Source organism: Pseudomonas sp. Leaf434 (assembly GCF_001425545.1).
GTDB lineage: Bacteria > Pseudomonadota > Gammaproteobacteria > Pseudomonadales > Pseudomonadaceae > Aquipseudomonas > Aquipseudomonas siliginis.
Genome location: NZ_LMQZ01000008.1, coordinates 528123 through 552420, shown reverse-complemented (window position 1 = coordinate 552420; position 24298 = coordinate 528123). Strand labels below are relative to the sequence as shown.

Annotated in this window: 11 protein-coding genes; 5 read left to right on the top strand and 6 right to left on the bottom strand. The window is 62.0% G+C overall.

Annotation, left to right across the window (positions count from 1 at the left end; all coding sequences use genetic code 11):
* Nucleotides 1-18: 18 nt before the first annotated feature.
* The 3 genes from dsbD to dsbG are packed head-to-tail and all read left to right on the top strand — an operon-like array spanning nt 19 to nt 3379.
* A complete protein-coding gene (dsbD, locus tag ASG55_RS17295; RefSeq protein WP_056788562.1) occupies nt 19-1752 on the top strand; it encodes a protein-disulfide reductase DsbD in 1734 nt (577 codons plus the stop codon).
* Nucleotides 1752-2633 carry a TlpA disulfide reductase family protein gene (locus tag ASG55_RS17290; RefSeq protein ID WP_056788560.1) on the top strand — a complete coding sequence of 294 codons (882 nt, stop codon included), beginning with the start codon at nt 1752-1754 and terminating at the stop codon, nt 2631-2633. Before dsbD ends, ASG55_RS17290 begins: the two co-directional genes overlap by 1 nt.
* Nucleotides 2609-3379, top strand: a complete 771-nt coding sequence (dsbG, locus tag ASG55_RS17285) for a thiol:disulfide interchange protein DsbG (protein ID WP_056788557.1) — start codon at nt 2609-2611, stop codon at nt 3377-3379. Before ASG55_RS17290 ends, dsbG begins: the two co-directional genes overlap by 25 nt.
* 30 nt (nt 3380-3409) lie before the next feature.
* Here dsbG and ASG55_RS17280 read toward each other — a convergent pair whose 3' ends face one another.
* From ASG55_RS17280 to ASG55_RS17270, 3 genes are all read right to left on the bottom strand, one after another.
* Nucleotides 3410-4438, bottom strand: coding sequence for a ParB/Srx family N-terminal domain-containing protein (locus ASG55_RS17280; RefSeq protein WP_056788554.1), 1029 nt, complete (start codon nt 4436-4438; stop codon nt 3410-3412).
* A 172-nt stretch (nt 4439-4610) separates the two neighbouring features.
* Nucleotides 4611-5423 carry an alpha/beta fold hydrolase gene (locus ASG55_RS17275; RefSeq protein WP_056788552.1) on the bottom strand — a complete coding sequence of 271 codons (813 nt, stop codon included), beginning with the start codon at nt 5421-5423 and terminating at the stop codon, nt 4611-4613.
* Between the two features lie 227 nt (nt 5424-5650).
* Nucleotides 5651-18649, bottom strand: a complete 12999-nt coding sequence (locus tag ASG55_RS17270) for a non-ribosomal peptide synthetase (protein WP_056788548.1) — start codon at nt 18647-18649, stop codon at nt 5651-5653.
* Between the two features lie 370 nt (nt 18650-19019).
* On the opposite strand from ASG55_RS17270, the gene ASG55_RS17265 reads away from it, so the two are divergent.
* The gene (locus tag ASG55_RS17265) at nt 19020-19574 is read left to right on the top strand and encodes an RNA polymerase factor sigma-70 (RefSeq protein ID WP_008088195.1); all 555 of its coding nucleotides are present in this window, start codon (nt 19020-19022) and stop codon (nt 19572-19574) included.
* A gap of 136 nt (nt 19575-19710) precedes the next feature.
* Here ASG55_RS17265 and ASG55_RS17260 read toward each other — a convergent pair whose 3' ends face one another.
* The 3 genes from ASG55_RS17260 to ASG55_RS17250 form a co-directional block, all read right to left on the bottom strand.
* Entirely contained in the window at nt 19711-20724 is a 1014-nt protein-coding gene (locus ASG55_RS17260) for a GNAT family N-acetyltransferase (protein WP_056788546.1), read from the bottom strand.
* Nucleotides 20725-20809: 85 nt separating this feature from the next.
* Entirely contained in the window at nt 20810-21607 is a 798-nt protein-coding gene (locus tag ASG55_RS17255) for a substrate-binding periplasmic protein (RefSeq protein ID WP_041478456.1), read from the bottom strand.
* Nucleotides 21608-21700: 93 nt separating this feature from the next.
* Nucleotides 21701-22324, bottom strand: coding sequence for a TetR/AcrR family transcriptional regulator (locus tag ASG55_RS17250; protein WP_056788543.1), 624 nt, complete (start codon nt 22322-22324; stop codon nt 21701-21703).
* Nucleotides 22325-22508: 184 nt separating this feature from the next.
* Between ASG55_RS17250 and ASG55_RS17245 the strand changes: the two genes are divergently transcribed.
* On the top strand, nt 22509-24293 hold the full coding sequence (locus ASG55_RS17245) for an acyclic terpene utilization AtuA family protein (protein WP_056788540.1): 1785 nt from the start codon (nt 22509-22511) through the stop codon (nt 24291-24293).
* Nucleotides 24294-24298: the final 5 nt, after the last annotated feature.

The window sequence follows — 24298 nt, the reverse complement described above, 5'->3', positions numbered from 1 at the left end:
CAGGGACAAGGCTCCTCCATGCGTCATTTTTTTCTTCTGTTTGCTCTACTGGTTTCCGGTCTGGCTCAGGCCGGAAACAATCCTTTCGATACGAAACCGGACTTCTTGCCGGTCGACCAGGCGTTCGTGTTGACTTCCGAGCGTCTGGATTCAGGCGAAACCCAGCTGTTCTGGCAGATCACTGACGGCTACTACCTGTATCAGAAACGCCTGAAATTCGACGGACTGGCCGCCGATCAGCAGCCGGTGTTGCCTGAAGGCGAATCCCACAGCGATGAGTTCTTCGGCGAGCAGCCGGTCTATCGCCAAGGGCTTGAAGTGAAAATCCCGGCGGCGGCCAGCGGTCAGATCAAAGTCAGTTATCAGGGCTGCGCCGATGCCGGTCTGTGTTATCCACCGCAAACCAGGGTGATCGATCTGGGTGGCAAAGCCGCAGCAGTAACGGGCGCTGAAGCCCCGGATCAGGCTTTGGCCAGCAGTCTGCAACAACGGGCGCTGGGCTGGAGTCTGCTGGTGTTCTTCGGACTCGGCCTGCTGTTGGCGTTTACCCCGTGTTCGCTGCCGATGCTGCCGATTCTGGCGGGGATGATCGTCGGCAGTGGCGCCACACCACGGCGCGGGTTTGCCTTGGCCAGCAGCTACGTGATCTGCATGGCACTGGTCTATGCGGCGATGGGCGTGATTGCTGCGCTGCTCGGTGCAAACCTGCAGGCGTGGTTGCAGAATCCTTGGTTGCTCGGCGCATTTGCCGCCATTTTCGTGGTGCTGGCATTGCCGATGTTCGGCTTCTTCGAACTGCAACTGCCGGTGGCCCTGCGTGATCGCCTTGAACATGCGTCGCGCAGCCGCAGCGGCGGCAGCCTGATCGGCGCCGGCGTGCTGGGCGCATTGTCCGGTCTGTTGGTCGGGCCGTGCATGACCGCGCCACTGGCCGGCGCGCTGCTGTACATCGCGCAGAGCGGTAACGCGTTGCACGGCGGTCTGATTCTGTTTGCACTGGGCATCGGCATCGGTGTGCCGCTGTTGCTGCTGGTCACTGTGGGCAACCGTTTCCTGCCGAAACCCGGCGCGTGGATGAATCTGCTCAAGGGCATATTCGGCTTCCTCTTTCTTGCCACTGCATTGTTGATGCTGCGCCCGGTACTGGACCCGTCGTTGTGGCTGGGGCTGTGCGGCGCTCTGCTGTTGATCGCCGCTTACAGCGCTTGGAAACAATCCGAAGGTTTTGGCCGCGTCGCACAGATGTTTGGCGCGCTGTCCCTGTTGCTCGGTTTGTGGGGCAGCTTGTTGGTGATCGGTGCGGCGGGTGGCAGCGATGATCCGTATCAGCCATTGCAGGTCTACAGCGCCGGCCCTGTCGCCAGCGCAGCGCCGACGGGCCACGATGCCTTCAGCACAATCAAGGAACCGGCCGTCCTGCAACGCGAACTCGACGCGGCCAAGGCCCAGGGTCAGTGGGTGCTGCTCGATTACTACGCCGACTGGTGCGTGTCGTGCAAGGTCATGGAGAAGAAGGTGTTCGGTGAAGCCAAGGTCATGCAGGCCCTGAGCGATGTGCGCCTGCTGCGCCTGGATGTGACCGCCGATAACGCCGCCAGCCGCGAGCTGCTCAGCCGTTATAAAGTGCCGGGGCCGCCGACGTTCATCTGGATCGGCGCCGACGGTGAAGAACGCCGCAGCCAGCGCATCACCGGCGAGGTCGATGCCGAGACCTTCCTGCAACGCTGGTCCACCACCCGAGACGCCAACTGATGCTGACGTTCACCCTCGGCACTTTCGCCATCGCGCTCAATCACCTGCTGCTGATCAGTGCTCTGGCACTGGCGACGTTTGTCGGCTGGCGAGTGGCCAAGCGCGGCGGCGAGAACCCCGAGTCGGCGCTGTTCAGCCTGTTCTTGCTGGGCATGCTTGCGGCGCGCATTGCGTTTGTCGCGCTGTATTGGTCGCACTATCGCAATGACCCGTGGCAGATCATCGATCTGCGTGACGGCGGTTTCCTCGCCTGGCCCGGGGTCATCGTGCTGTTGCTGGCGGCGTTGTATCGCGGCTGGCGCCGGCCTGCTTTGCGCCGTCCGCTGGGCTTCGGCGTGGTCAGTGGCGTGGCGTTATGGCTGCTTGCCACCCTGTCGCTGAATATCTACGAACAGGGCACCCGGCTGCCGGATATTGCCCTGCGCAACGCCGCCGGGGAAAAGATCAAGCTCAGCGACTATCAGGGCGGCCCGCTGGTGATCAACCTGTGGGCGACCTGGTGCCCGCCGTGCCGGCGAGAAATGCCAGTACTGGAGAATGCCCAGCAACAGCGCCCTGATCTGACGTTCTTGTTCGTCAATCAGGCCGAAAGCATGCAAAGCGTGGCGACGTTCCTGGAAACCCAGGGCCTGAGCCTGAACAACGTGCTGTTCGACCGCGGCGGCCGTCTCGGTCAGGCCGTGGGTTCCATGGCGTTACCGACTACGCTGTTCTATAGCCCGGACGGTCGCTTGCTGACCAGTCACCTCGGTGAACTGTCGAACGCCAGCCTGGCCCGCGCTCTGGAAACCTTCGACACTTCGCCCTCAAGCCCGAATCAGGCCGTTGCCCCGGCCAACTCTGCAAGGAAACTGCCATGCCCCGCCTCCGCCACCTGCTGACGCTGACCCTGGGCACTGCCCTACTGCACTTGCCGTCGGTGCAGGCCGCTGAAGAACTACCCGCAGCGATCAAAAAAATCGAAGCCAAGGGCGCGAAAATCGTCGGCCAGTTCGACGCCCCCGATGGCCTGCGCGGGTACGCCGCGCAATACCAGAATCGCGGCATGGCGCTGTACCTGACCCCGGACGGCAAACACGTCGTGGTGGGTAATCTGTACGACGCCGACGGCAAGGACCTGAGCAGCGAGCCTTTGCAGAAACTGGTCTACGCGCCGATGTCCAAGGAAGTCTGGGCCAAGTTCGAGGCGAGCAACTGGATTCAGGACGGCAACAAGGATGCACCGCGCACGGTGTACCTGTTCAGCGATCCGAACTGCCCGTACTGCAACATGTTCTGGGAACAGGCGCGACCATGGGTCAAGGCCGGCAAGGTGCAGCTGCGCCACATCATGGTCGGCATCATCCGCGAAGACAGCCCGGGCAAGTCAGCCGCACTGCTGGCGGCGAAAGACCCGGCCAAGGCCCTGCAAGATCATGAGAGCGCCGGTAAGAGCAGCGCCCTCAAGGCCTTGAAAGACATTCCGGTCGCCGTGCAGAGCAAACTCGCGGCGAACATGCAGTTGATGGAAGACCTCGAACTGCAAGCCACCCCGGCGATTTTCTATATGGACGACAAAGGCGAGTTGCAACAACAGCAAGGCGCGCCTTCGCCGGACAAGCTGGTGAAGATTCTCGGGCCGAAATAGCCTTTACAAGCACTGGCCGGTGCGGGTCTGTCAGTACTCACACCGCTCGATAATGTCCTGCAAGTGCTCGGTCTTTCCCTGTTCCGTGAGAAAGCTTGTCACCTCAGCGCACCACGCTTGGTCTGAAGGAATACCGGCCCAAGCGTGCGTCCCCGCCCAATGCCAGGGACGGTCGTCAAACGTATTGATCAGCGCCTGATTGAATGTGTGAACGTTGAACTTGGGGTTTCTCGCGTTCTGCAACATCAACGAACTGAACACGCGTTGTTGCGTTACTTCGCATGGTTTGATTTGCTGGGCTTTGGTCGAGCTCAGGACAATGAAATCAGGTTTGACACCTTCATCGAGCGCGGCCTGCAATCGGTAATGTCCATCGATGACCACGTAAGAACACAGTCCGCCCACATACCAGAGCAGGATCGGCGGCAAGCTGCCCTCCCTGGCTTTTTTGCGCCACCATTTGAGGCGACCTGCAAAAGGGTCCACCGTGTGCAGACCGATCAAGTGTCCCAAATCCCAATCAAGCCAATGCACGGTGTGCGGTTGCACATTGTCGAGAATGCCCTCGCCGCGCGCGTACCAGTTTGGCAGATGACTGGATGCATCGGCCGGGGTGGAAAAATACCAGCCATGCCGACCTGCGACGGGTTTGTATCGGCTAACTGCTGGTAATAAAGGGCGCGCCACCCAGTGGCCGGGATAGAGAAAGTCCGCCTGATTGTTCATCAACTGGTTGATGAAATAACGACACCAGCGCGGGAAGCGCTCTTGGACGGGTAATTCAAAGTGCTCCTGAACGTCAGCCGAACCGATGGGTGGCACGGATGGCGATTCCAGTTGAACGGGCCGCGGATTGCGAACCAGCCAAGCACCGTAATATGAGGTGGCAATGGTCGCCCAGAAGAGTGGGCTTTCATTGAGCATCAACTTCATCCGCCCGTTGTTGCCACTTTGCAGATGAAGCGGCGGTTTGCTTGATTTCGGACGGTTGACCTCAATACTCAACCCGACCCACTTGTCCTCAAGATCCCTGAAGTCACGCCACCAGAACTGTTGCACGTCATTCCCTTATCAAATGCTTTTATCGATGAGTTTCACACTCGCGATTGTATTGTGCCCTGAGAGGCCCTTTCGCGAGCAGGCTCGCTCCCACAGTTGACTGCATTCCCTCAGTAAGAATGCGATTAACTGTGGGAGCGAGCCTGCTCGCGAATGAAGCTCACTCGGTGTGTCAGTTGCGCTCGCGGAGAAACGCCAGCAGCGCCTCAGTGACAAACCCGGGATTCTCCAGATTGGAGATATGCCCCGCCTCCGGCACCAGCACACACGGGCAATCAATCAACTCAGCCATTTCCCGGGCTTCCGAGGGTGGCCGTGGTTTGTCCTGATCACCGCACAGCACCAGCGTCGTCGCCGGGTTCAGCTCGCCCAAGCGTGGCAACAGGTCGTTGCGGCCAAACGTGATGCGCCCCATCGGCACGATGCTTTCGCGCAGACGCTCGGGCGAATAGCCCTTCAATTTCGCGCGAAAGTCCTGATACAGCGCCGACTGCGGGTCGATGCCCGGGCGGAAGAAGATTGGCACAACGATGTCGAGCAATTGTTCGGAGATGGTGCCGCTGTCTTCGATCTGCTTGAACAACGAGAAGTAATACTGCCGGGTCGGTTCCGGCTCGACACCGACGTAGGTGTCCATCAGCACCAGACCGTTGAGACGTTGCGGTGCGGACAGTGCCAGGCGCGTGCCCCACATGCCGCCGACCGACAGCCCGACGAGGGTGACGCGGTCGATGTCCAGATGATCGAGCAAGGCCTGCGACTGTCGGGCAATGTCGTCCAGCGATGTGGTGCCTTCGGGTAACTTGCCGGACTCGCCATGCCCCCACAAATCCAGGGCAATGACGCGATAATGCGGGGTCAGCGCGGCGATCTGCGGCGCCCACATCGCTTGATCCCAGAGATAACTGCCAGCCAGCAACACGGCCGGGCCGGTGCCTTGATCAATGTAGTGCAGTGCTTGTCCGTCAACCGTGAAAAAGGGCATCGACCACCTCCGCGAGAAAAAACAGAACCGGCAGACTGAGCTGCCGGTTAATGATCGTCAAGGATGGAAATGTACAGTCATGTACTGGTGATTTGTGTTGAATTCACCGACGCCATCGCTGGCAAGCCAGCTCCCACAGGGTTCAACGTCGTTCACAAGATTTGTGCTCACCGCAAAAACTGTGGGAGCTGGCTTGCCAGCGAGGGGCCGGCCCAGGCGCCGGAGAACTACAACCCCTCCAACTCCGCCATCAGATCATTCAACCGGTCAACCTTCTCCTCTGTAATGTCGCTGGCCGCCAGCCCATCGATGTACTCGGCCAGTTCCTCCACCGTGCTGCATTCGAACATCGCGCGCAGCGGCACATTGCGTTGCAGGGCTTTCTGTACCCGCGAAGCGATCTGCGTAGCCAGCAACGAGTGCCCGCCCAGTTCGAAGAAGTTGTCGCGCAGGCCAACCCTCTCCACTTTCAGCACCTCAGCCCAGATATCAGCCAGGGTCTGCTCCAGCTCGTTGCGCGGGGCCAGATAATCCTCGCTCTGCAACTGACCGATCTCCAAGGCCGGCAAGGCTTTGCGGTCGAGTTTGCCGTTGGCATTGAGCGGCATCTGCTCCAGCCATAGCCAGTGCAGCGGCACCATGTATTCGGGGAGTTCGGCGCGCAGGCGCTGCTTGATCCGCTCCAGGCGTTCACCCGGATTGAGCGCTGCGTCGGCCGCGACCAGATAACCGACCAGATGCTTGCCGTTGACGCCCTCCTGCACACCAACCGCCGCGTCACGCACTTCCGGTTGTTCATGCAGGCGCGCTTCGATTTCACCGAGTTCGATGCGGTAACCGCGAATCTTCACCTGATGATCGACGCGGCCGACGTATTCCAGCACGCCGTCCGCGCGGCGCCGCGCCAGGTCACCGGTGCGGTACAAGCGCTCGCCCGGCGCGCCGAACGGATTCGGCACAAACACCGGCGCGGTGCGCAGCGGATCGCTGACGTAGCCGCGACCGACACCAGTGCCGGCAACACATAACTCACCCACCGCGCCCAAAGGCACCAGATCCAGCGCGCCATCGACCAGGTACAGCAAGTTATTGTCGGTCGGCGTGCCGATCGGCAAGTAACTGCCGCGCGTCGAGGCCATGTCGACACAGAAGAACGCCACGTCGTCGGAACATTCCGCCGGGCCGTAAGCATTGACCAGACCAATATCCGGGTAACGCAGCAGCCATTGATGCGCCAGTTCCGGCGGCATCGCTTCACCGGTCGGCAGCATCCAGCGCAAGCCGTCGAGGCTCAGACGCTCGGAGCCGAGCATGCCCTGAATCAGCGACGGCACACTCTCCAGCACAGTGATGCCCTGCGCCTGCACATGCGCCAGCAGACCTTGCGGATCGTGGGCAATCGCGTTCGGGACGATGTCGACCCGCGCGCCGAACAACGGCGCGGCGAGGAACTGCCAGACGGAAATGTCGAAGCTTTGCGAGGCGGTCTGCGCAATCACATCGGCCTCAATCAAGTCGAGGTACGGACGTTTGCTCAACTGGTTGTTGAGCATGCCGCGCTGCTCGACCATCACGCCTTTAGGCAGCCCGGTCGAACCCGAGGTGTAGATCACATAGGCAAGATTGTCCGGGCCACTGTGGATGCCGAGATTGTGCGTCGCTGCCACCGATGCCTGGACCTCTTCCCATATCAGCAGGCGCGGACGATTCGAACAGCCAAACTCTTCGAGCAAGGTCTGCGCCTGCTCAAGGCAGGCTGCGCTGCACACCAGCAAAGGCGTGCGGCTCAGCTCGATGATGCGGCTCAGACGCTGGCTCGGCAGGCCCGGATCCAGCGGCAGATAACCAGCGCCGGCCTTGAAGCTGCCGATGATCATGCCGAGCAGGTCGAGATTACGCTCGGCCAGCAGCGCCACCGGTTGATCCATTCGCACCCCGGCGGCGACCAGGGCATGGCCGAGGCGGTTGGCGTTGTGGTTCAGCTCGGCGTAGCTCAATTGCTCGTCGAGGCAACTGGCGGCGATGCGCTGCGGATGCGCCGCGACCTGCGCTTCGAACAGCGCCACATAGCTTTGCTCCAGCGGATAGTCGTGGCCGCTCTGGTTGCAACCGTGCAGGAGGAAATCGCGTTCTTCGTCGCCTAGCAGCGGCAAATCGGCCATGTCGCCATGGAAGCCGTCGACCAGCGCCAGCAGCAGGCGCTTGAACTCACTGAGCATGCGCTCGACCGTCGCCTCGTCGAAGTAACGCTGGTCATAGGACAGGTGCAAGCCAAGGTCATCGCCCGGGTAGCACACCGCTGTCAGCGGGAAGTTGGTATGGGTGCGACCGGAATCCGAGGTCGCATTCAGGCTCTGTGCACGATCAAGCACCGAGACTTCCACCGGGGCGTTTTCGAAGACGAAGAGGCTGTCGAACAGCGGCTGGCCTTTGGGCAATTCGCTCTGTTCCTGGATATTCACCAGCGGCAGATATTCGTACTCGCGCAGTTGCATGTTGCTGTCGAGCAAAGCGCTGAGCCACTGGCGCACGCTGCTGCGCTGATCGTCCGCAGGCATCTTCACCCGCAGGGCAATGCTGTTGATGAACAGGCCGACGGTGCGCTGCATTTCCGGCATCTCCACCGGACGCCCGGCCACGGTGACGCCGAAGAGCACGTCGCGATCGCCGCTCAGACGCCGCAAAACCAGAGCCCATGCAGCCTGGGCGAAGGTGTTGACGGTCAGTTGATGTGCCTGCGCCAGTTCCCGCAGCCGTGCACCGTCCTCGACATTGAGCCGGGTGTAACGGTCGCCGACGATCATGCCGCCGCTTTCACCAGCGTGTTCGCGCAGGAACGGCCGGTCGCTCGGGATCGGCGTGGTGCGCTCGAAGCCTTGCAGATTCTGCCGCCACCACTGCCGCGCCTCGGCCAGGCTTTGGCGTTGCAGCCAGCCGATGTAATCGCGATAACGCGGCGGCACGCTCAACTGCGCTTCACGACCTTCACCGAGGGCGCTGTAGATTTCGAAGAAATCGTTCATCAGCAGCGAACGGCACCAGGCGTCGATGAGGATGTGGTGGTTGCTCATCATGAACCAGTAACGCGCCGCGCCGACCTTGATCAGGCGCAGGTGGAACGGCGCCTGATCGAGCAGATCGAAGCCGGCTTCGCGCTCGCTTTTCAGCAGCGCTTGCAGCTGTGGTTCCTGCTCGGTTTCGGCGACGGCGCTCCAGTCCAGATACTCGATCGGCGTACGCCCCGGCGTGTGAATCACTTGCAGCATGTCTTCGCCAACGTTCCAGCAGAACGAGGCCCGCAATGCTTCATGGCGAGCGACCACCGCTTGCCAGGCCTGGGCGAAACGCTCGGGATCGAGCTCGCTGTTGATGCGATATCGATCCTGCATGTAGTACAGACCGGTGCCCGGCTCGAGCAAGGTGTGCAGCAACATGCCTTCCTGCATCGGCGTCAGCGGGTAGACATCTTCGATGTGCGCGGCCGGCACCGGCAAGGCATCGAGTTGTGCCTGAGTCAGTTTCGCCAGCGGGAAGTCCGACGGTGTCAGGCCGCCGGCCTCGTCTTGCAGACAGTGGGCGATCAGGCTTTGCAACTCACCGAGGTAGGCGGCGGCCAGATCGTTAATGGTTTGCGCCTCGTAACGCTCATCACTGAAGGTCCAGCGCAGCAGCAATTCACCACCGTAAATCTGACTGTCGACACTCACCTCGTTGGGCAACGGCGCCTGCGGATCGTGGGCGGCACCGACCGCTTCATCCAGCGGACGGAACAGCGCATCGGCGCCGAAGCTCTGGTCGAACTGGCCGAGGTAGTTAAAGGTGATCGGCGCCTGTGGCAGCGCGGCCATGCTCTGGCGGCAGCCGTCATCGGCCAGATAACGCAACACGCCATAACCGAGACCTTTATGCGGAACGGCGCGCAGTTGTTCCTTGATCGCCTTGATCGAAGCGCCCTGCCCGGCGGCCTCTTCGACATTGTGCGGAGTCAGGCGCAGCGGATAAGCGCTGGTGAACCAACCGACGGTGCGGGTCAGATCAATCTCGTCGAACAGGGTTTCGCGACCGTGGCCTTCCAGTTGAATCAGTGCCGAGGGCTGGCCGCTCCAGCGGCACAGCACACGGGCCAGCGCGGTCAGCAGCAGGTCGTTGACCTGAGTGCGATAAGCGCTCGGTGCCTGTTGCAGCAGCTGTCGGGTGCGCTCGGCATCGAGCCGTACGCTGACGGTTTGCGCATGGCGATTCTGCCTGCCGCCCTGCGGGTTTTCGCAAGGCAGATCAGCGCTCGGCCCGGCCAGTTGCGCCTGCCACCAGCTCAATTCCTCACGCAGCGATTCGCTGCCGGCGTAGGCCTGCAAACGCGCGGCCCAGTCCTTGAAGGCGCTGGTTTTCGCCGGCAGTTTCAGCGGCTGCGCAGCGTCGAGTTGGCGATACGCGGTTTGCAGATCATCCAGCAACACGCGCCAGGAAACACCGTCGACCACCAAGTGGTGGATGGCGATGAACAGGCGTTGCTGAACATCCGCTACATCGACCAGCACTGCGCGCAGCAACGGGCCGTTGTGCAGATGCAGACTGCGTTGCGCGTCGGCGAACAGGGCTTCGCACCGGTCCAGCGACTCGACGCTGAACTGCCAGAGCAGATCATCACTCGACAGCACTTGATGCGTCGCTTGCCATGCATCATCGGTTTCAGTGAAACGCAGACGCAGCGCATCGTGCTGTTCGATCACTGCCAGCAAGGCTTGCTGCAATCGTTGCGGCTCAAGGCGCACAGTCGGTTCCAGCAACAGCGCCTGATTCCAGTGCTGACGCTGGGGAATGTCCGTATCGAAGAACCAGTGCTGAATCGGTGTCAGGCGCGATTCGCCATCCACCAGGCCCTGCTCGGCCATCACCTGCTCGGTGCGGCTGGCGACTGCGGCGAGGGTCTGCACGGTCTGGTGCTGGAACAGGTCGCGCGGACTGAAATGAATGCCCTGCTGACGCGCGCGGCTGACCACTTGAATCGACAGAATCGAGTCGCCGCCGAGTTCGAAGAAGTTGTCGTTGAGGCCGACCTGCCTGACGTTAAGCACATCGCACCAGATCTGCGCCAGGGTCTGTTCCAGCTCGTTGCTTGGCGCGACATAGTCCTGACGATTGAGCTCCAGATCCGGCGCCGGCAAGGCGCGGCGGTCGAGTTTGCCGTTGGCGGTCAGCGGCATGCTCGCCAGCAGCAGCAGGTGAGTCGGCACCATGTAATCCGGCAGTTGCGCCTTGAGGTGCGACTTGAGCGCTTCGCGCAGTTCAGCCTGTTGCGCTTCGCCGTGTCCGGCGACCTCCGTAACGAGGTAACCCACCAACTGCTTGCCACTCGGCGCATCCAGCGCCAGCACCACTGCTTCGCGGACCGAAGGGTGATCGAGCAGGCGCGTTTCGATTTCGCCCAGTTCGATGCGGAAGCCCCGGATTTTCACTTGATGGTCGATCCGCCCCAGATACTCGACCAGACCATCGGCACGCTGGCGCACCAGGTCGCCGGTGCGGTACATGCGTCCGCCATCAGCGGCAAACGGGTCAGCGACGAAACGCTCGGCGCTGATGCCCGGACGGTCGTGATAGGCCTGGGCCAGACCGGCGCCACCGACGAACAGTTCACCGGTCGCGCCTTGCGGCACCACGGCCAGATCGGCGTCGAGAATGTAGGCGACCCGCGACCCGATCACGCTACCGATCGGCACACTGCCCGCGCCCTCTTCCAGCACCTGCGGCGCCAGACTGGCCAGCGGCATGACCACGGTTTCGGTCGGGCCGTAAGCATTGAAAAACTGCGCCGGTTGGAATGCCGCGCGAATGCGCTGCAGATGCTCGCCGGTCAGCGCTTCACCGCCGGTGATGATCATGCGCACCGGCAGGACTTCATTCTGCGTGGCAAGGAACTGCGCCAACTGGCTGCCGTAGCTCGGCGTGAAACCGAGGACGTTGATTCGATGCGTGCGAATCAAGCCGCAGATTTCTTCCGCGTCCCACTGCCCTTGCGCCCGCAGTACCACCTGCGCACCGCTGAGCAGCGGCACCAGTAGACGTTCGGTGGCAGCGTCGAAGTTGATCGAATAGAAATGCAGTTCACAGTCGTCCGGGCGCATGCCGAAGCGCTCGATCACGGCTTGGCAGTGCATGGCGATTTCACCGTGGGAGACCACCACGCCTTTCGGTTTGCCGGTCGAGCCGGAGGTGTAAATCAGATAAGCCTGATGTTGCGGCAGGCTGATAAACGGCAACTCGCTGGCCGGGTAGTCGGCCAACCCGGCGCTGTCATCTTCCAGACACCAGCGCGCCACGCTTGGCGGCAACTCACCGAGGGCTTCGAACATCGCCCGATCGCTGAGCAGCAGGCCGATGCGACTGTCTTCGATCATGTAATGCAGGCGGTCGAGCGGGTATTCCGGATCCAGCGGCACATAGGCGCCGCCCGACTTGAGAATCGCCAGCAGGCCGATGACCATTTCCAGCGAACGCTCCAGCGCCAGACCCACCCGCACTTGCGGGCCGACCCCGCGTTCACGCAGCGCCCAGGCCAGACGATTGGCACGGGCATCGAGTTCGGCGTAGCTCAGGGTCTGCCCAGCGAAAGTCAGTGCTGGTGCGTCTTTGCGCGCCAGTGCCTGTTCGGCGAACAGATGATGGATGCACTGATCGAGACGATGCTCGCCCGGCTCGATGCCGAGGCTGTCGAGCAGCTGCTGTTGCTCAGGCTTATCGAGCAGCGGCAGTTCACTGAGGCGTTGCTGCGGATCAGCGATCAACGCTTCAAGCAGGTTGCGCCAGTGCCTGGCCATGCGTTCGATGGTCGGCTCGTCGAACAGATCGGTGCTGTAAGTCAGGCAGCAGCCGAGGCGATGGTCGAGGTCGGTGACTTCCAGATTGAGATCGAACTTGGTCGCCCGCGCATCGTTGGCCAGGTACTCGACGGTCATCCCAGCGAGCGTGCGGCTCTGCTGGAATTCCCAGCGCTGCACGTTGCACATCACCTGGAACAGCGGGTTGTAAGCCGCGCTGCGTGGCGGCTGCAAGGCTTCGACCAGATGATCGAACGGCAGATCCTGATGGGACTGGCCCTCGATCACGGTGTGGCGCACCTGCTCGAACAGTTCGCCGACCGACATCTGCCCGTCGAGCCGGCAACGCAGCACTTGGGTGTTGAGAAACGCCCCGATCAGCCCTTCGCTTTCCGGGCGAATGCGGTTCGCCACCGGCGCGCCGATGCGCAGGTCGGTCTGGCCGCTGTAGCGGTACAGCAACGTGGCGAGCGCGGCGGTCATGGTCATGAACAGGGTCAGACCGTTTTGCGCGTTGAACGCCCGCACCCGCGCGGCGAGATCGTCGCTCAGATCGAAACGGAACAGCTCGCCCTGATGGCTCTGTACCGGTGGACGCGGACGGTCGCCGGGCAGTTCCAGCAGCGGATGTTCGCGACCGAGTTGCGCAGTCCAGTAATCGAGCTGGCGCTGGCGCTCGCCGGACTCCAGCCAGTTGCGCTGCCAGACGCTGTAGTCGAGGTATTGCACCGGCAGCGGCTCAAGCGGCGAGGCGCGCTCATAGACGAACGCTTCATACAGCGCGCTGAGTTCACGGGCAAAGATGTCCATCGCCCAGCCTTCGGTGACGATGTGGTGCAAGGTCAGGACGAAGTAATGCTCGTGCTCGGCGGTCTTGACCAGACAGGCGCGCAGCAGCGGACCGGTTTCCAGATCGAACGGCTGGTGCGCTTCTGCATCGGCCAGTTGCTGGACTTGTAGCTCCCGGACTTCTGCCGGCAGGCTGGAGAAATCTTTCCAGCCCATGCGCACGCCGGTCTCGGCATGCACCTGTTGGCGGGCGACGCCGTCAATGCTGGGGAACGTAGTGCGCAGGGTTTCATGACGCAGGATCAGTGCCTGCAACGCCGCCTCGAAATGCTCGACGTGCAGCACGCCGCGCAAGCGCGCCATGCCGCCGACGTTGTACGCCGGGCTGTCCGGTTCCATCTGCCAGAGGAACCACATGCGCTGCTGCGAATAGGACAACGGCACCGCTTGGCTGCGGTCGACTTTGCTGATCGGCAGCTGGGGGTTGGTGCGGCCGCTGACCTGGATCAGGCGAATCTGTTCGGCGTAATCGCCCAGTTCGCTGTGCTCGAACAATGTGCGCAGCGGCAGTTCGACGTCACAGGCCTGACGTGTGCGCGAAATGATTTGCGTGGCCAGTAGCGAGTGACCGCCGAGGGCGAAGAAATCATCACGCAGGCCAACCCGCTTCAGACCCAGCACTTCGCGCCAGATCGCGGCGATTTGTTGCTCCAGTTCGCTGACCGGTTCGACGTGTTCACGCACCTGCCATTGCGGCTCGGGCAAGGCGCGGCGGTCGAGTTTGCCGCTGGGACTCAGCGGCATCGTATCAAGGCGCAGCAATTGTGCGGGCACCATGTATTCCGGCAGCTCGGCAGCGAGGGCAGCTTTCAGCCGAATGATTTGCTCATCGGCATTCTCATGCGCATCGCTCGCCGTGAAGTAGCCGATCAGTTGCGCGCCGGCAGCGGTTTCCCGCACCAGGACCACGGCCTGGGCGACGCCATTTTGCGCCAGCAGTCGCGCCTGGATTTCTTCAGGTTCGACGCGAAAGCCGCGCAGCTTGACCTGCTGATCGAGACGGCCGAGATATTCGATCACGCCATCCGAGGACCAGCGCGCACGGTCGCCGGTGCGGTACAAACGGGCGCCCTGCTCGCCCAGTGGATCGACGACAAAACGCTCGGCGGTCAACGCTGGACGACCCAGGTAACCGCGAGCCAGACCAATACCGCTGATGAATAGCTCGCCCGGCACGCCCGCCGGCACTGGATTGAGATCGGCATCAAGGATGCGGCAGATCACATTGCCCAACGGCCGGCCAATCGGCGAGCGCTCGCCATCGGCGGCACTGCAATGCCAATGGGTGACGTTGATCGCGGTTTCGGTCGGGCCGTAGCGGTTGTGTAACTGCACCGCCGGCAGTTGCGCCAGTACCCGATTGCGCAGCTCGGCGGGCAAGGCTTCACCGCCGGAAAACACCCGGCGCAGGCTGGTGCATTCGGCACTCAGCGGCTCATCGATGAACAGCGCCAGCAGCGGCGGCACGAAGTGCAGCGTGGTCACGCCGTATTGCTGGACCCGTTGCGCGATGCGATACGGGTCACGGTGCTCGCCGGGCGCGGCAAGCAACAGCCGCGCGCCGGTGATCAGCGGCCAGAAGCATTCCCACACCGAGACGTCGAAGCTGATCGGCGCTTTTTGCATCAGCACGTCGGTTTCGTCGAGGCGGTAAGTGTCCTGCATCCATTGCAGGCGCTCGGCCAGCGCGGCGTGAGTGTTGCCGACGCCTTTCGGTTGCCCGGTGGAACCCGAGGTGTAAATCACGTAGGCGAGGTTGTCGCCGTGCACTCGCAGTCCCGGTGCCTGGCTCGGCCATTTATCCAAGTGCAGCGCATCCATGGCGATCACGCTGACGCCATCGCTGGCCGGCAGACGCTCGAGCAATTGCGTCTGGGTCAGGAGCAGTTCGACGCCGCTGTCGCGGAGCATGTACGCGAGACGTTCGGCCGGATAATCCGGATCAAGCGGCACATAGGCGCCGCCAGCCTTGATGATCGCCAGCAGGCCGATCAGCAGTTGCGGCGATCGCTCGGCGGCAATGGCCACGCACACGTCAGGGCCGACGCCCTTGTCGCGCAGGTAATGGGCGAGCCGGTTGGCTTGCGCGTGCAGCTCGGCGAAATCCAGAGTACCGCCGTCCCACACCAGCGCGGTGCGTTGCGGGGTTTTGCGCGATTGTTGCTCGAGCAGTTCCGGCAGCCATTGTTGCGCCGGGCTGCACGGGGCCACGCTCCAGTCTTTCTGCTGATTCTGCTCGCTGGCGGTCAGCAAGCGCAGATCGCCAATGGCCTGCTGAGGCCGTTCGCAGACCTCGCTGAGCAGATTGTGGAAATGCTCGGCCAGGCGCTCGATGGTCGCGGCGTCGAACAGCTCGCTGGCGTAGTCGAACGACAGGCTCAGGCGCCCGTTACGATCCTCTTCACTGTGCAACTGCAGATCGAACTTGGCTTCGCGACTGTGCCACGGCAGTTCTTCGGCGAGCAGACCCGGCAGGCGCTTGAGCGCACTGAGGTCGCGCTGCTGATGGTTGAACATGACTTGGAACAGTCCCTGTTCGCGGGCCTGCGGGAAAGCTTCGAGCAGTTGTTCGAAGGGCAGATCCTGATTGGCCTGGGCGCCGAGTGCGGCCTGGCGGGTCTGGTTCAGCAGCTCGGCAAATGTCAGGCGCGAATCGATTTGCGCACGCAACACCTGGGTATTGATGAAGAAGCCGATCAGGCTTTGGGTGTCCAGGCGCGGACGGTTGGCGTTGGGCACGCCGATGCGAATGTCGCGCTGACCACTGTAGCGGTGCAGCAAACTTTGCAAGGCAGCGAGCAGAAGCATGAACGGCGTGGCCTGGTGGGCCTGCGCAGTCTGGCGGATCGCCTCGCTGAGTTCGGTACTCAAGCGCACGCTGTGGCGCGCGGCGCTGTGGTTGTGTCTGGCCGAGCGCGGGTGATCGGTGGCCAGTTCCAGTGGCGGATGTTCCTCGCCCAGTTGCGCTTGCCAGTACGCCAGTTGCCGCTCGCCCTCGCCTTGCGCCAGCCATTGCCGCTGCCAGTTGCCGTAATCGGCGTATTGCGTGGGCAGCGCTGCCAGTGTCGCCGGCGTCCCTTGGGTTGCCGCCGCGTAGAGACGCGAGAATTCGTCGAGCAGGATATTCAGCGACCAGCCGTCAGCGATGATGTGGTGCAGGGTCACCAGCAGTTGATGTTCTTCGTCATCGAGACGCACCAGTGTCACCGCCAGCAACGGGCCTTTTTCCAGATCGAACCGGGTGCGCGCCTCGTCTTCGCGAATCTGCTCGGCACGGGCTTCACGCTCGGACATTGGCAGGTCGCTGATGTCGATCAGTTGCAGGTTGAATTCGGCATCAGCGAGCACTTGCTGCAATGCCACGCCGTCACGCTCGAAGAAACGTGTGCGCAGTGATTCATGGCGTTCGATCAGTTGCTGGAAACTTTTGCGCACGGCGTCTTCGTCGAGTTCGCCACGCAGGCGCAGACCACCGGGAATGTTGTAGGCGCTGCTCTGTGGATCGAGTTGCCAAGTGATCCACAGACGATTTTGTGCCAGCGACTGCGGCATCGGCTCACTGCGCGGCAACGTGCTGATTGCACCTTGGGCGCTGCCGCCAGTCTGTTGCTGCTGCGCCACGGCGGCGGCGAAGGCGGACAAGGTTGGCGCTTCGAACAGCAGGCGCAGGCTCAGCTCCACATCGAGTGCTTCGCGAACCCGCGCAACCACTTGCGTGGCGGCGATCGAGTTGCCGCCGAGCAGGAAGAAATGGTCGTCGCCACTGACCTGCTTGACGTTGAGTTGCTCGGCCCAGATTTGCCCGATCAACGCTTCAAGATCCGAAGTGCTGCTGGTCGCGGTTTCCGTTGCCGCTGTAATCGAAGGGAACAGCGCGTAACTGTCGAGGCTGCCATCAGCCAGACGATTGCGGCACGCCGAGCGCTGCAGTTTGCCGCTGGAGGTTTTCGGCAACGCGCCCGGATTGAGCAGCACCACCACGCTTGGCGCCTCCTGATACGCCTCGGCCACGGCTTGGCGAATGGCTTTGATCAGCGCATCTGGCGGAAGGATTTTCTGCACGCTGCGGCTGATTTCCGCAGCGATGCCGATGCCCTCTTCGCCGTTGTGAGTGACCGCGAACGCCGCCACACGCCCCTTGCGCACCACTTCGACTTCGCGCTCGACAGTCTGCTCGATGTCCTGCGGATACAGGTTATGGCCACGGACGATGAGCATGTCTTTCAGGCGCCCGGTCACGAACAGTTCGCCGTCACGGATAAAACCCAGATCGCCGGTGCGCAACCAGGTGCGGCCGGCGTGCTGCACGAAGGTCTTGGCGCTGGCTTCGGGGTTGCGCCAGTAACCGTGGGCGATGCTCGGGCCGGCGGCCCAGACTTCACCGACGGCATTGTCGGTCAGTTCCTCGAGCGTGTTGGGATCGACAATCAGCACCGCGTGCTCAGGCTGACTGATGCCGCAGCTCATGATCGCGCTGCCGTCGCCCGGCTCGGCGCGGTTTTGCGCCAGCGCCTGATCGTCCACGCGCAGTGCCGGGATGCCGGTGCCGCGCGGCGTGCCGGCGACAAACAGGGTCGCCTCGGCCAGACCGTACGAAGCCATGAAGCTGTTTTCGCTGAAACCGCAAGCAGCGAACTTTTCCGCGAAGCGTTCAAGGGTGTCGAGGCGAATCGGCTCGGAGCCAGAATAGGCCACGCGCCATCGACTGAGATCGAGGCGCTCAAGGGCCGACTCGCTGACCCGCTCACTGCACAAACGGTAGGCGAAATCCGGGCCGCCGCTGATGGTGCCGCCGTATTCGGCAATCGCTTCCAGCCAGCGCAACGGCCGGCCGAGGAAGTACGCCGGCGACATCAGAATGCACGGTACGCCGCTGAAAATCGGTTGCAGCAGACCACCGATCAGCCCCATGTCGTGGTACAGCGGCAACCAGCTGACGATGACGTCGTCCGGGTTGACGTCGATGCCGAAACCGTGACGGATCAGCAGTTCATTGGCGACCAGATTGCCATGGCTGACCTGCACGCCCTTGGGCAGCGCGGTGGAGCCGGAGGTGTATTGCAGGAAGGCGATGTGCTCGGGCGGCAGTGGCGGCTCAACCCACTGTTCGGCCAGTGCGCTGTCCAGAGTGTCGACGCACAACAGCGGCGGCGCGCCGTCGATTTGTTGCAAGGCATCGCGCAGATCGGCGCTGGTCAACAGCAGCTTGGGCTCGGCGTCGGCGATGATCGACAGCAAACGCTCCTGATGATGACGACGCGCGGATTCCGGCGGATAGGCCGGTACCGCAATCACACCGGCGTACAGGCAACCGAAAAACGCCGCGACGTAATCCGCGCCGCTGGGAAACAGCAACACCGCACGCTCACCGAATCCGGCCTCGGCCTGCAGCGCAGCGGCGATGGTGCGCGCGCGTTGATCCAGTTCGCGATAGCTGAGCACCACAGCCTGCTCCGGGTTTTCGGCGAGAAAACGCAAGGCCAGTCGGTCCGGCGTCAGGGCTGCGCGACGCTTGAGGGCTTGGACCAGGGTGCTGGGGAGTTCGAACGCGTCGGTCATGAGGTTTCCTGCCTGAATTCGGCTTGCAAGTGGAATCGGGTGGCTGCGTCACACCTGTCGAGAGGCGTGCGGGGCGCGGTCTGTGCCGACCGCGCAAGGCATCGGAATGCGCTGAGGCCGGGGATCTGCACCCGGGCCATTCACCAATGAGAACGGATGGAGTGGGGAAATAATTAGTCGGCAGGCGCGACGTCCAGCGGGGCTGGGGTGCGGCGGCGTGTCGCAGTTCGCAAAACACATCGACTCACAGCACTACTTCTCTTTCTCATTTGACAATCATTATCATTCAACATAATTTGTCGCTCGATGTGTAGGACGGCGCCGTCCCCCGAGGCCCTCCCACTAACCTATTGGCAGCAAGGTGATTTCCATGACGGAACAAGTATCCACAAGCAGGTGCGATTCACCGCTACTTCAGGCATTCGTCGACAATCGACTGATTCTGGTCAAGATTGCAGCCCGCATTACCGGTTGCAGGTCTCGTGCCGAAGACGTGGTTCAGGATGCGTTTTTCCGACTGCAATCGGCGCCGCCGATCACGTCGTCGATCAAGGCTCAGCTGAGCTACCTGTTCCAGATCGTGCGCAACCTCGCCATCGATCACTACCGCAAGCAGGCGCTCGAACAGAAATACTCAGGCCCGGAAGAGGAAGGCTTGAACGTGGTGATTCAGGGCGCTTCGCCGGAAACTTCGCACATCAACTTCTCGACTCTGGAACACATCGCCGATGCGCTGACCGAGCTGCCCAGCCGCACCCGCTATGCCTTCGAGATGTACCGTCTGCACGGCGTGCCGCAGAAAGACATCGCCAAGGAACTGGGCGTATCGCCCACCCTGGTCAACTTCATGATTCGTGATGCTTTGGTGCACTGCCGCAAGGTCTCGGGCAGTCGGCGGGATGCGGTGATTGCGGGTCGTCGTTAGGATCCGGATTCTGCGTCAAGCCATTCGCGAGCAGGCTCGCTCCCACAGGGTTTGATCAACGACACAAACCCAGTGTGGGAGCGAGCCTGCTCGCGAAAGCGGCCTCAGACCCAACGAAATTCCGAGGCCGAACACATCAGGCCAACCGGCACCGATCAAAAAACCGCTCCCGCCCCAGAATCATCAGCGCCGCGCGCTTGTGCGGAAAATCGAATTCCTTCTCGCAGTGAAAACATTGGTTGTGCATATGTCCGATCATCTTCGCGTTGTCGGCACGCGGCTCGGCGACCACGCGCTGGGTGCGTGGATCATCGAGAAACAGGTAATGCACCAGCGCCGATAACCAGCTCGCCACTTTATGCGGGCCGCGATGACTTTCCTCGCCGACCAGCATGTGAATGCCACGGTCGTAATCGCCGGCATCGTAGAACGGCGCGATGCGATCTTCCTTGGCCCAGTAGGCTTCGAAGTAAGCGAAAGGCTGGTCATCGAAACAACCAATCAGCGTCAGCGTGTGCGGATCGGCCTCGAGCTTGCCGAGGTATTCGCGATGCTGCTCAAGGCTGCCCTCCTCCTGCCAGAAACTCGCCACGCGCGGGCTGTTCTGCCAGCGATTGAAGCGCGACAGATCTTCTTCGATTTCCAGCGTTCGCAAGGAAATCCATGCGCCGAGCCGCGCATCGAAACGCCGGTAGACTTCACCGCGCGGTTTCACCGGTCGCAGCGGATGGCGCCTGCCGTGGCTGATGACCATTTGCTGCGGATAGCTGCCGGTCAGTGAAGTGCCCAGCCACGGCTGCGGCAATTGCCAGAACAGCGTGCGCTCGCAGCGATATTCGCCGGCGACTTCGGTGTTGATCAGCAAACCACTGCGCAAGGCTTCGGTTGGTGGCTGATCGAGTTGCCAGGTCAATTGCTGACATGCCGGATCACGGGCGAACAGCCAATAACAGGCCGCCCACAAGGCTTGGCCGGGCGGCAGGGCAAAACGCTCATCAAGCTGGATCGGGCCATTGGCCTCGCGGTCCAGGCGCAGCCGAATCAGCGGTTGCCCGTCCAGGCACAGGCTCAGCCGGCTCTCGGTAGCATCAGCGATCAATCGACTGCCCGAGGGCAATGCCAGGGCAGTGAGGTCATTCAGATTGGACATGGGTCGGGCTCACGTAATCGTCGACAGTTCAACGAAGTGACGTGAGCCGGGAGGGGAAATTTAAGCGCGAGAGGCAATTAGCGCTTCAGTGATGAGGCGCCGGCATCACGGCAATCCTGTAGGGCTCGAAAATCCTCAGCAATTCGCCGTTGTCGCGCAAACGCTGCAACAGGTTGCCGAAGGCTTCGCCGGTGATAGGAGCGCTTGGCCGCAGAATCGCGTAATGGTGATAGATCTGATCGGTACGCTGCGACGCCAACAGCTCATCGCGGACCTTCTCGTTGCGCAGCAGGTAATCGAACAGATAGGAACGGGTGACCAGGGCAATGTCGGCGCGCCCGCGCAGGACCATCAGCAGGTTGCTGTCGTGGGAATAGGTCAGCGTCGCGTTGTAGTTTTTCGCGAGATATTTCGGGTCGGCGTTGAAGTCGGCGAATTCGTAGTGATAACCGCTGAACAGCGCCAGACGTTTGCCCGACAGGCTCGAGAAGTAGTTTTGCTGGCGGCCGTCTTCGCGTTGCGCGACAAAAATCTCGGCGTCTTCCAGGCCCATGTCGACGTCGTCGTGGGGAATGTCCTTCCAGCCCCACTCGGGGTTCTCGAAGATCGCCATATCGATGCGGCCTTGCTTGAAATCACCGAAGCGGCGCGGGATCGACGTCGGCACCAGGACAAATTGATAATCGCTCTGCGAGCGGTTCAGCGCCTCGACCAATTGCGGCAACAGGCCGGTGTCGGCGCCGTTTTCCGGGCGAATCGTATAAGGCGGGAAATGCGCGGCGCCGACCCGGACCAATTGCGCTGACTGAGCGGGCAATACCCATAACGCAGCCAGCGCAGCGAGCAGCAGCCCGGCGGCTGTCCGAATTGGCGAAGACTTCAAAACACCCCACTCCCCGAAAAAAATAGCGATCAATGCATTCAAGCTAGGCGGTTTCGCCGACTTAGCCAGTTTCCCGGCCGGTCCGACAACCGTTCAACGCGCTTCGAGGACCAGAATCAACGCTTCATCGGCGAGTTGATCGAGGCTCAAACTGCCGCCGGCACGGAACCAGGTGGTGGTCCAGGACAGTGCGCCGGTAAGGAAACGTCGGGTAATAAAAACGTCGCCGCGAATAAAGCCGGCGTCCTTGGCCTCGCCCAGAACCTGCAGCCAGATGTCTTCATAAACATCACGCAAAGCGAGGACTTTAGCCTGGCCGTCCTCGGACAATGAGCGCCATTCGTACACCAGCACGGCCATCGCCTCGCCACTGCCGCCCATGATCGACTGCAACTCGCAACGAATCAGTGCCAGCACCCTTTCGCGCACATTGCTCGCCTCGGCCAAGGCTGCGCGCATCAACGCGGTGTTGTAGCGGATGGTTTCCTCCATCACCGCGCGGAGTATTTCATCCTTGCTTTTGAAGTGATGAAAAATACTGCCCGACTGAATGCCCACAGCACTGGCCAGATCACGCACTGTGGTGCGCTCATAGCCTTTGTTGCGAAACAGGTGAGCCGCCACTTGCAGCAATTTGCCACGGGCGCTGTCCGGGTCGGTCAACTGGCCTTGGTCGACCAGTTCGCGCATGACCCGCAGGGCTTTTTGCTCGTCCACCCGTTCTCTCCTACAGTCGATCAGTGTGTTGCCCCCTGTAACCGCAGGGTTGCGCGCAATTTAAGCCGCGCGCGGGCACCAAGCAAGCGCTTGGGCAGAAGAATGTTTCGCCTGTTTACAAACCAAGCGCTTGCTTGGTAGCCTCCAGACACTTCTGTCGCAGGTCCCTGAGTCGGAGATAAAAATGCCAACCACCGTGCGTATCGGCTGCGCCAGTGCCTTTTGGGGCGACACCTCCACCGCTGCCGCCCAGCTTGTCTCCAGCGGAAACCTGGATTATCTGGTGTTCGATTATCTGGCCGAGATCACCATGTCGCTCATGGCTGGTGCGCGTCTTAAAGACCCACAGGCCGGGTTCGCGGGTGACTTCGTTGAAGTGCTGGCGCCGCTGCTGACGCAACTGGCCGAACAGAAGATCCGCGTGATCAGCAATGCCGGCGGGGTCAATCCGCAGGCTTGCGCGGCGGCCCTGCAAGCGGCCTGCGACCAGGCTGGGGTCCAGCTGAAGATTGCCGTGTTGCTCGGCGATGACCTGCAAGGACAGCTCAAAAGCCCCGCCGACATCCGCGAAATGTTCAGCGGTGCGCCACTTCCGCGGATGTGCGTGTCGACCAACGCCTACCTCGGCGCGCCGGGGATCGTCGAAGCTTTGCGCCTGGGCGCCGACATCGTCATTACCGGCCGGGTGGTCGACAGCGCCGTGGTCAGTGCGGCGCTGGTTCACGAATTCGGCTGGTCGTGGCATGACTACGACAAACTCGCCCAGGCCGCACTGGCCGGGCACATCATCGAATGCGGCGCGCAGTGCACGGGCGGTAATTTCACCGACTGGCGCGAGGTGCCGGATTACGAGCACATCGGTTTTCCGATCGTCGAGGTCAGCGCCGATGGCCAGTTCCTCGTCAGCAAACCCGAAGGCTCCGGCGGACTGGTCACGCCATTGACGGTCGGCGAGCAGATGCTCTACGAAATCGGCGATCCGCAGGCCTATCTGTTACCCGACGTGATCTGCGATTTCAGCCAGGTCAAACTCCAGCAACAAGGCAAAAACGTCGTGCACGTGCACGGTGCCAAAGGCCTGCCGCCTACCGATAAATACAAGGTCAGCGCCACGTACCCGGACGGTTTTCGCTGCACCGCCAGTTGCCTGATGGCCGGCATCGACGCAGTGGACAAGGCACGGCGGGTCAGTCAGGCAATCATCGACAAGACCGCCGAGATGTTCAGCCTGCGCGGCTGGGCGCCGTACAGCGAAACCCATGTCGAACTGCTCGGCAGCGAAGCCACCTACGGCCCCCACGGCCAGCGCCGCGACAGCCGTGAAGTGGTGATCAAAATCGCCGTGCGCCATCCTGACAAACGCGCGCTGGTACTGTTTTCCAGAGAGATCGCCCAGGCCGCGACCGGCATGGCGCCGGGTTTGACCGGCATCGTCGGCGGTCGTCCGACCGTATACCCCCTCATCCGTCTGTTCTCTTTCCTCATCGATAAAAGCGCCTGCACCCTGCAAATCGATATGGCCGGTGAGCGCCATCCGTGCGCCCTCCCCGACCCAGTGGCCCTCGACAGCGCAGATTTGCCGATCGCCCATCAGCCACCCAAACCCCAGGGCCGCGCCGATGCCAGTGTGCCGCTGGTGAAACTGGCGGTGGCGCGCTCCGGCGACAAGGGCAACCACAGCAACATCGGCGTGATGCCGCGCCATCCCGATTACCTGCCGTGGATCGCCGAAGCGCTGACCCCTTCGGTGGTGGTCGACTGGATGCGCCACGTCCTCGATCCGCTTCTCGGGCGTGTCGAACGCTGGTATCTGCCCGGCACCCACAGCCTCAACTTCCTTTTGGAAAACGCCCTCGGCGGTGGCGGTGTCGCCAGTCTGCGCATCGACCCGCAAGGCAAAGCCTTCGCTCAGCAATTATTGGAAATCCAGATCCCGGTGCCGCAGAGCATCGCCGAACAGCTCGACTAGAGGAT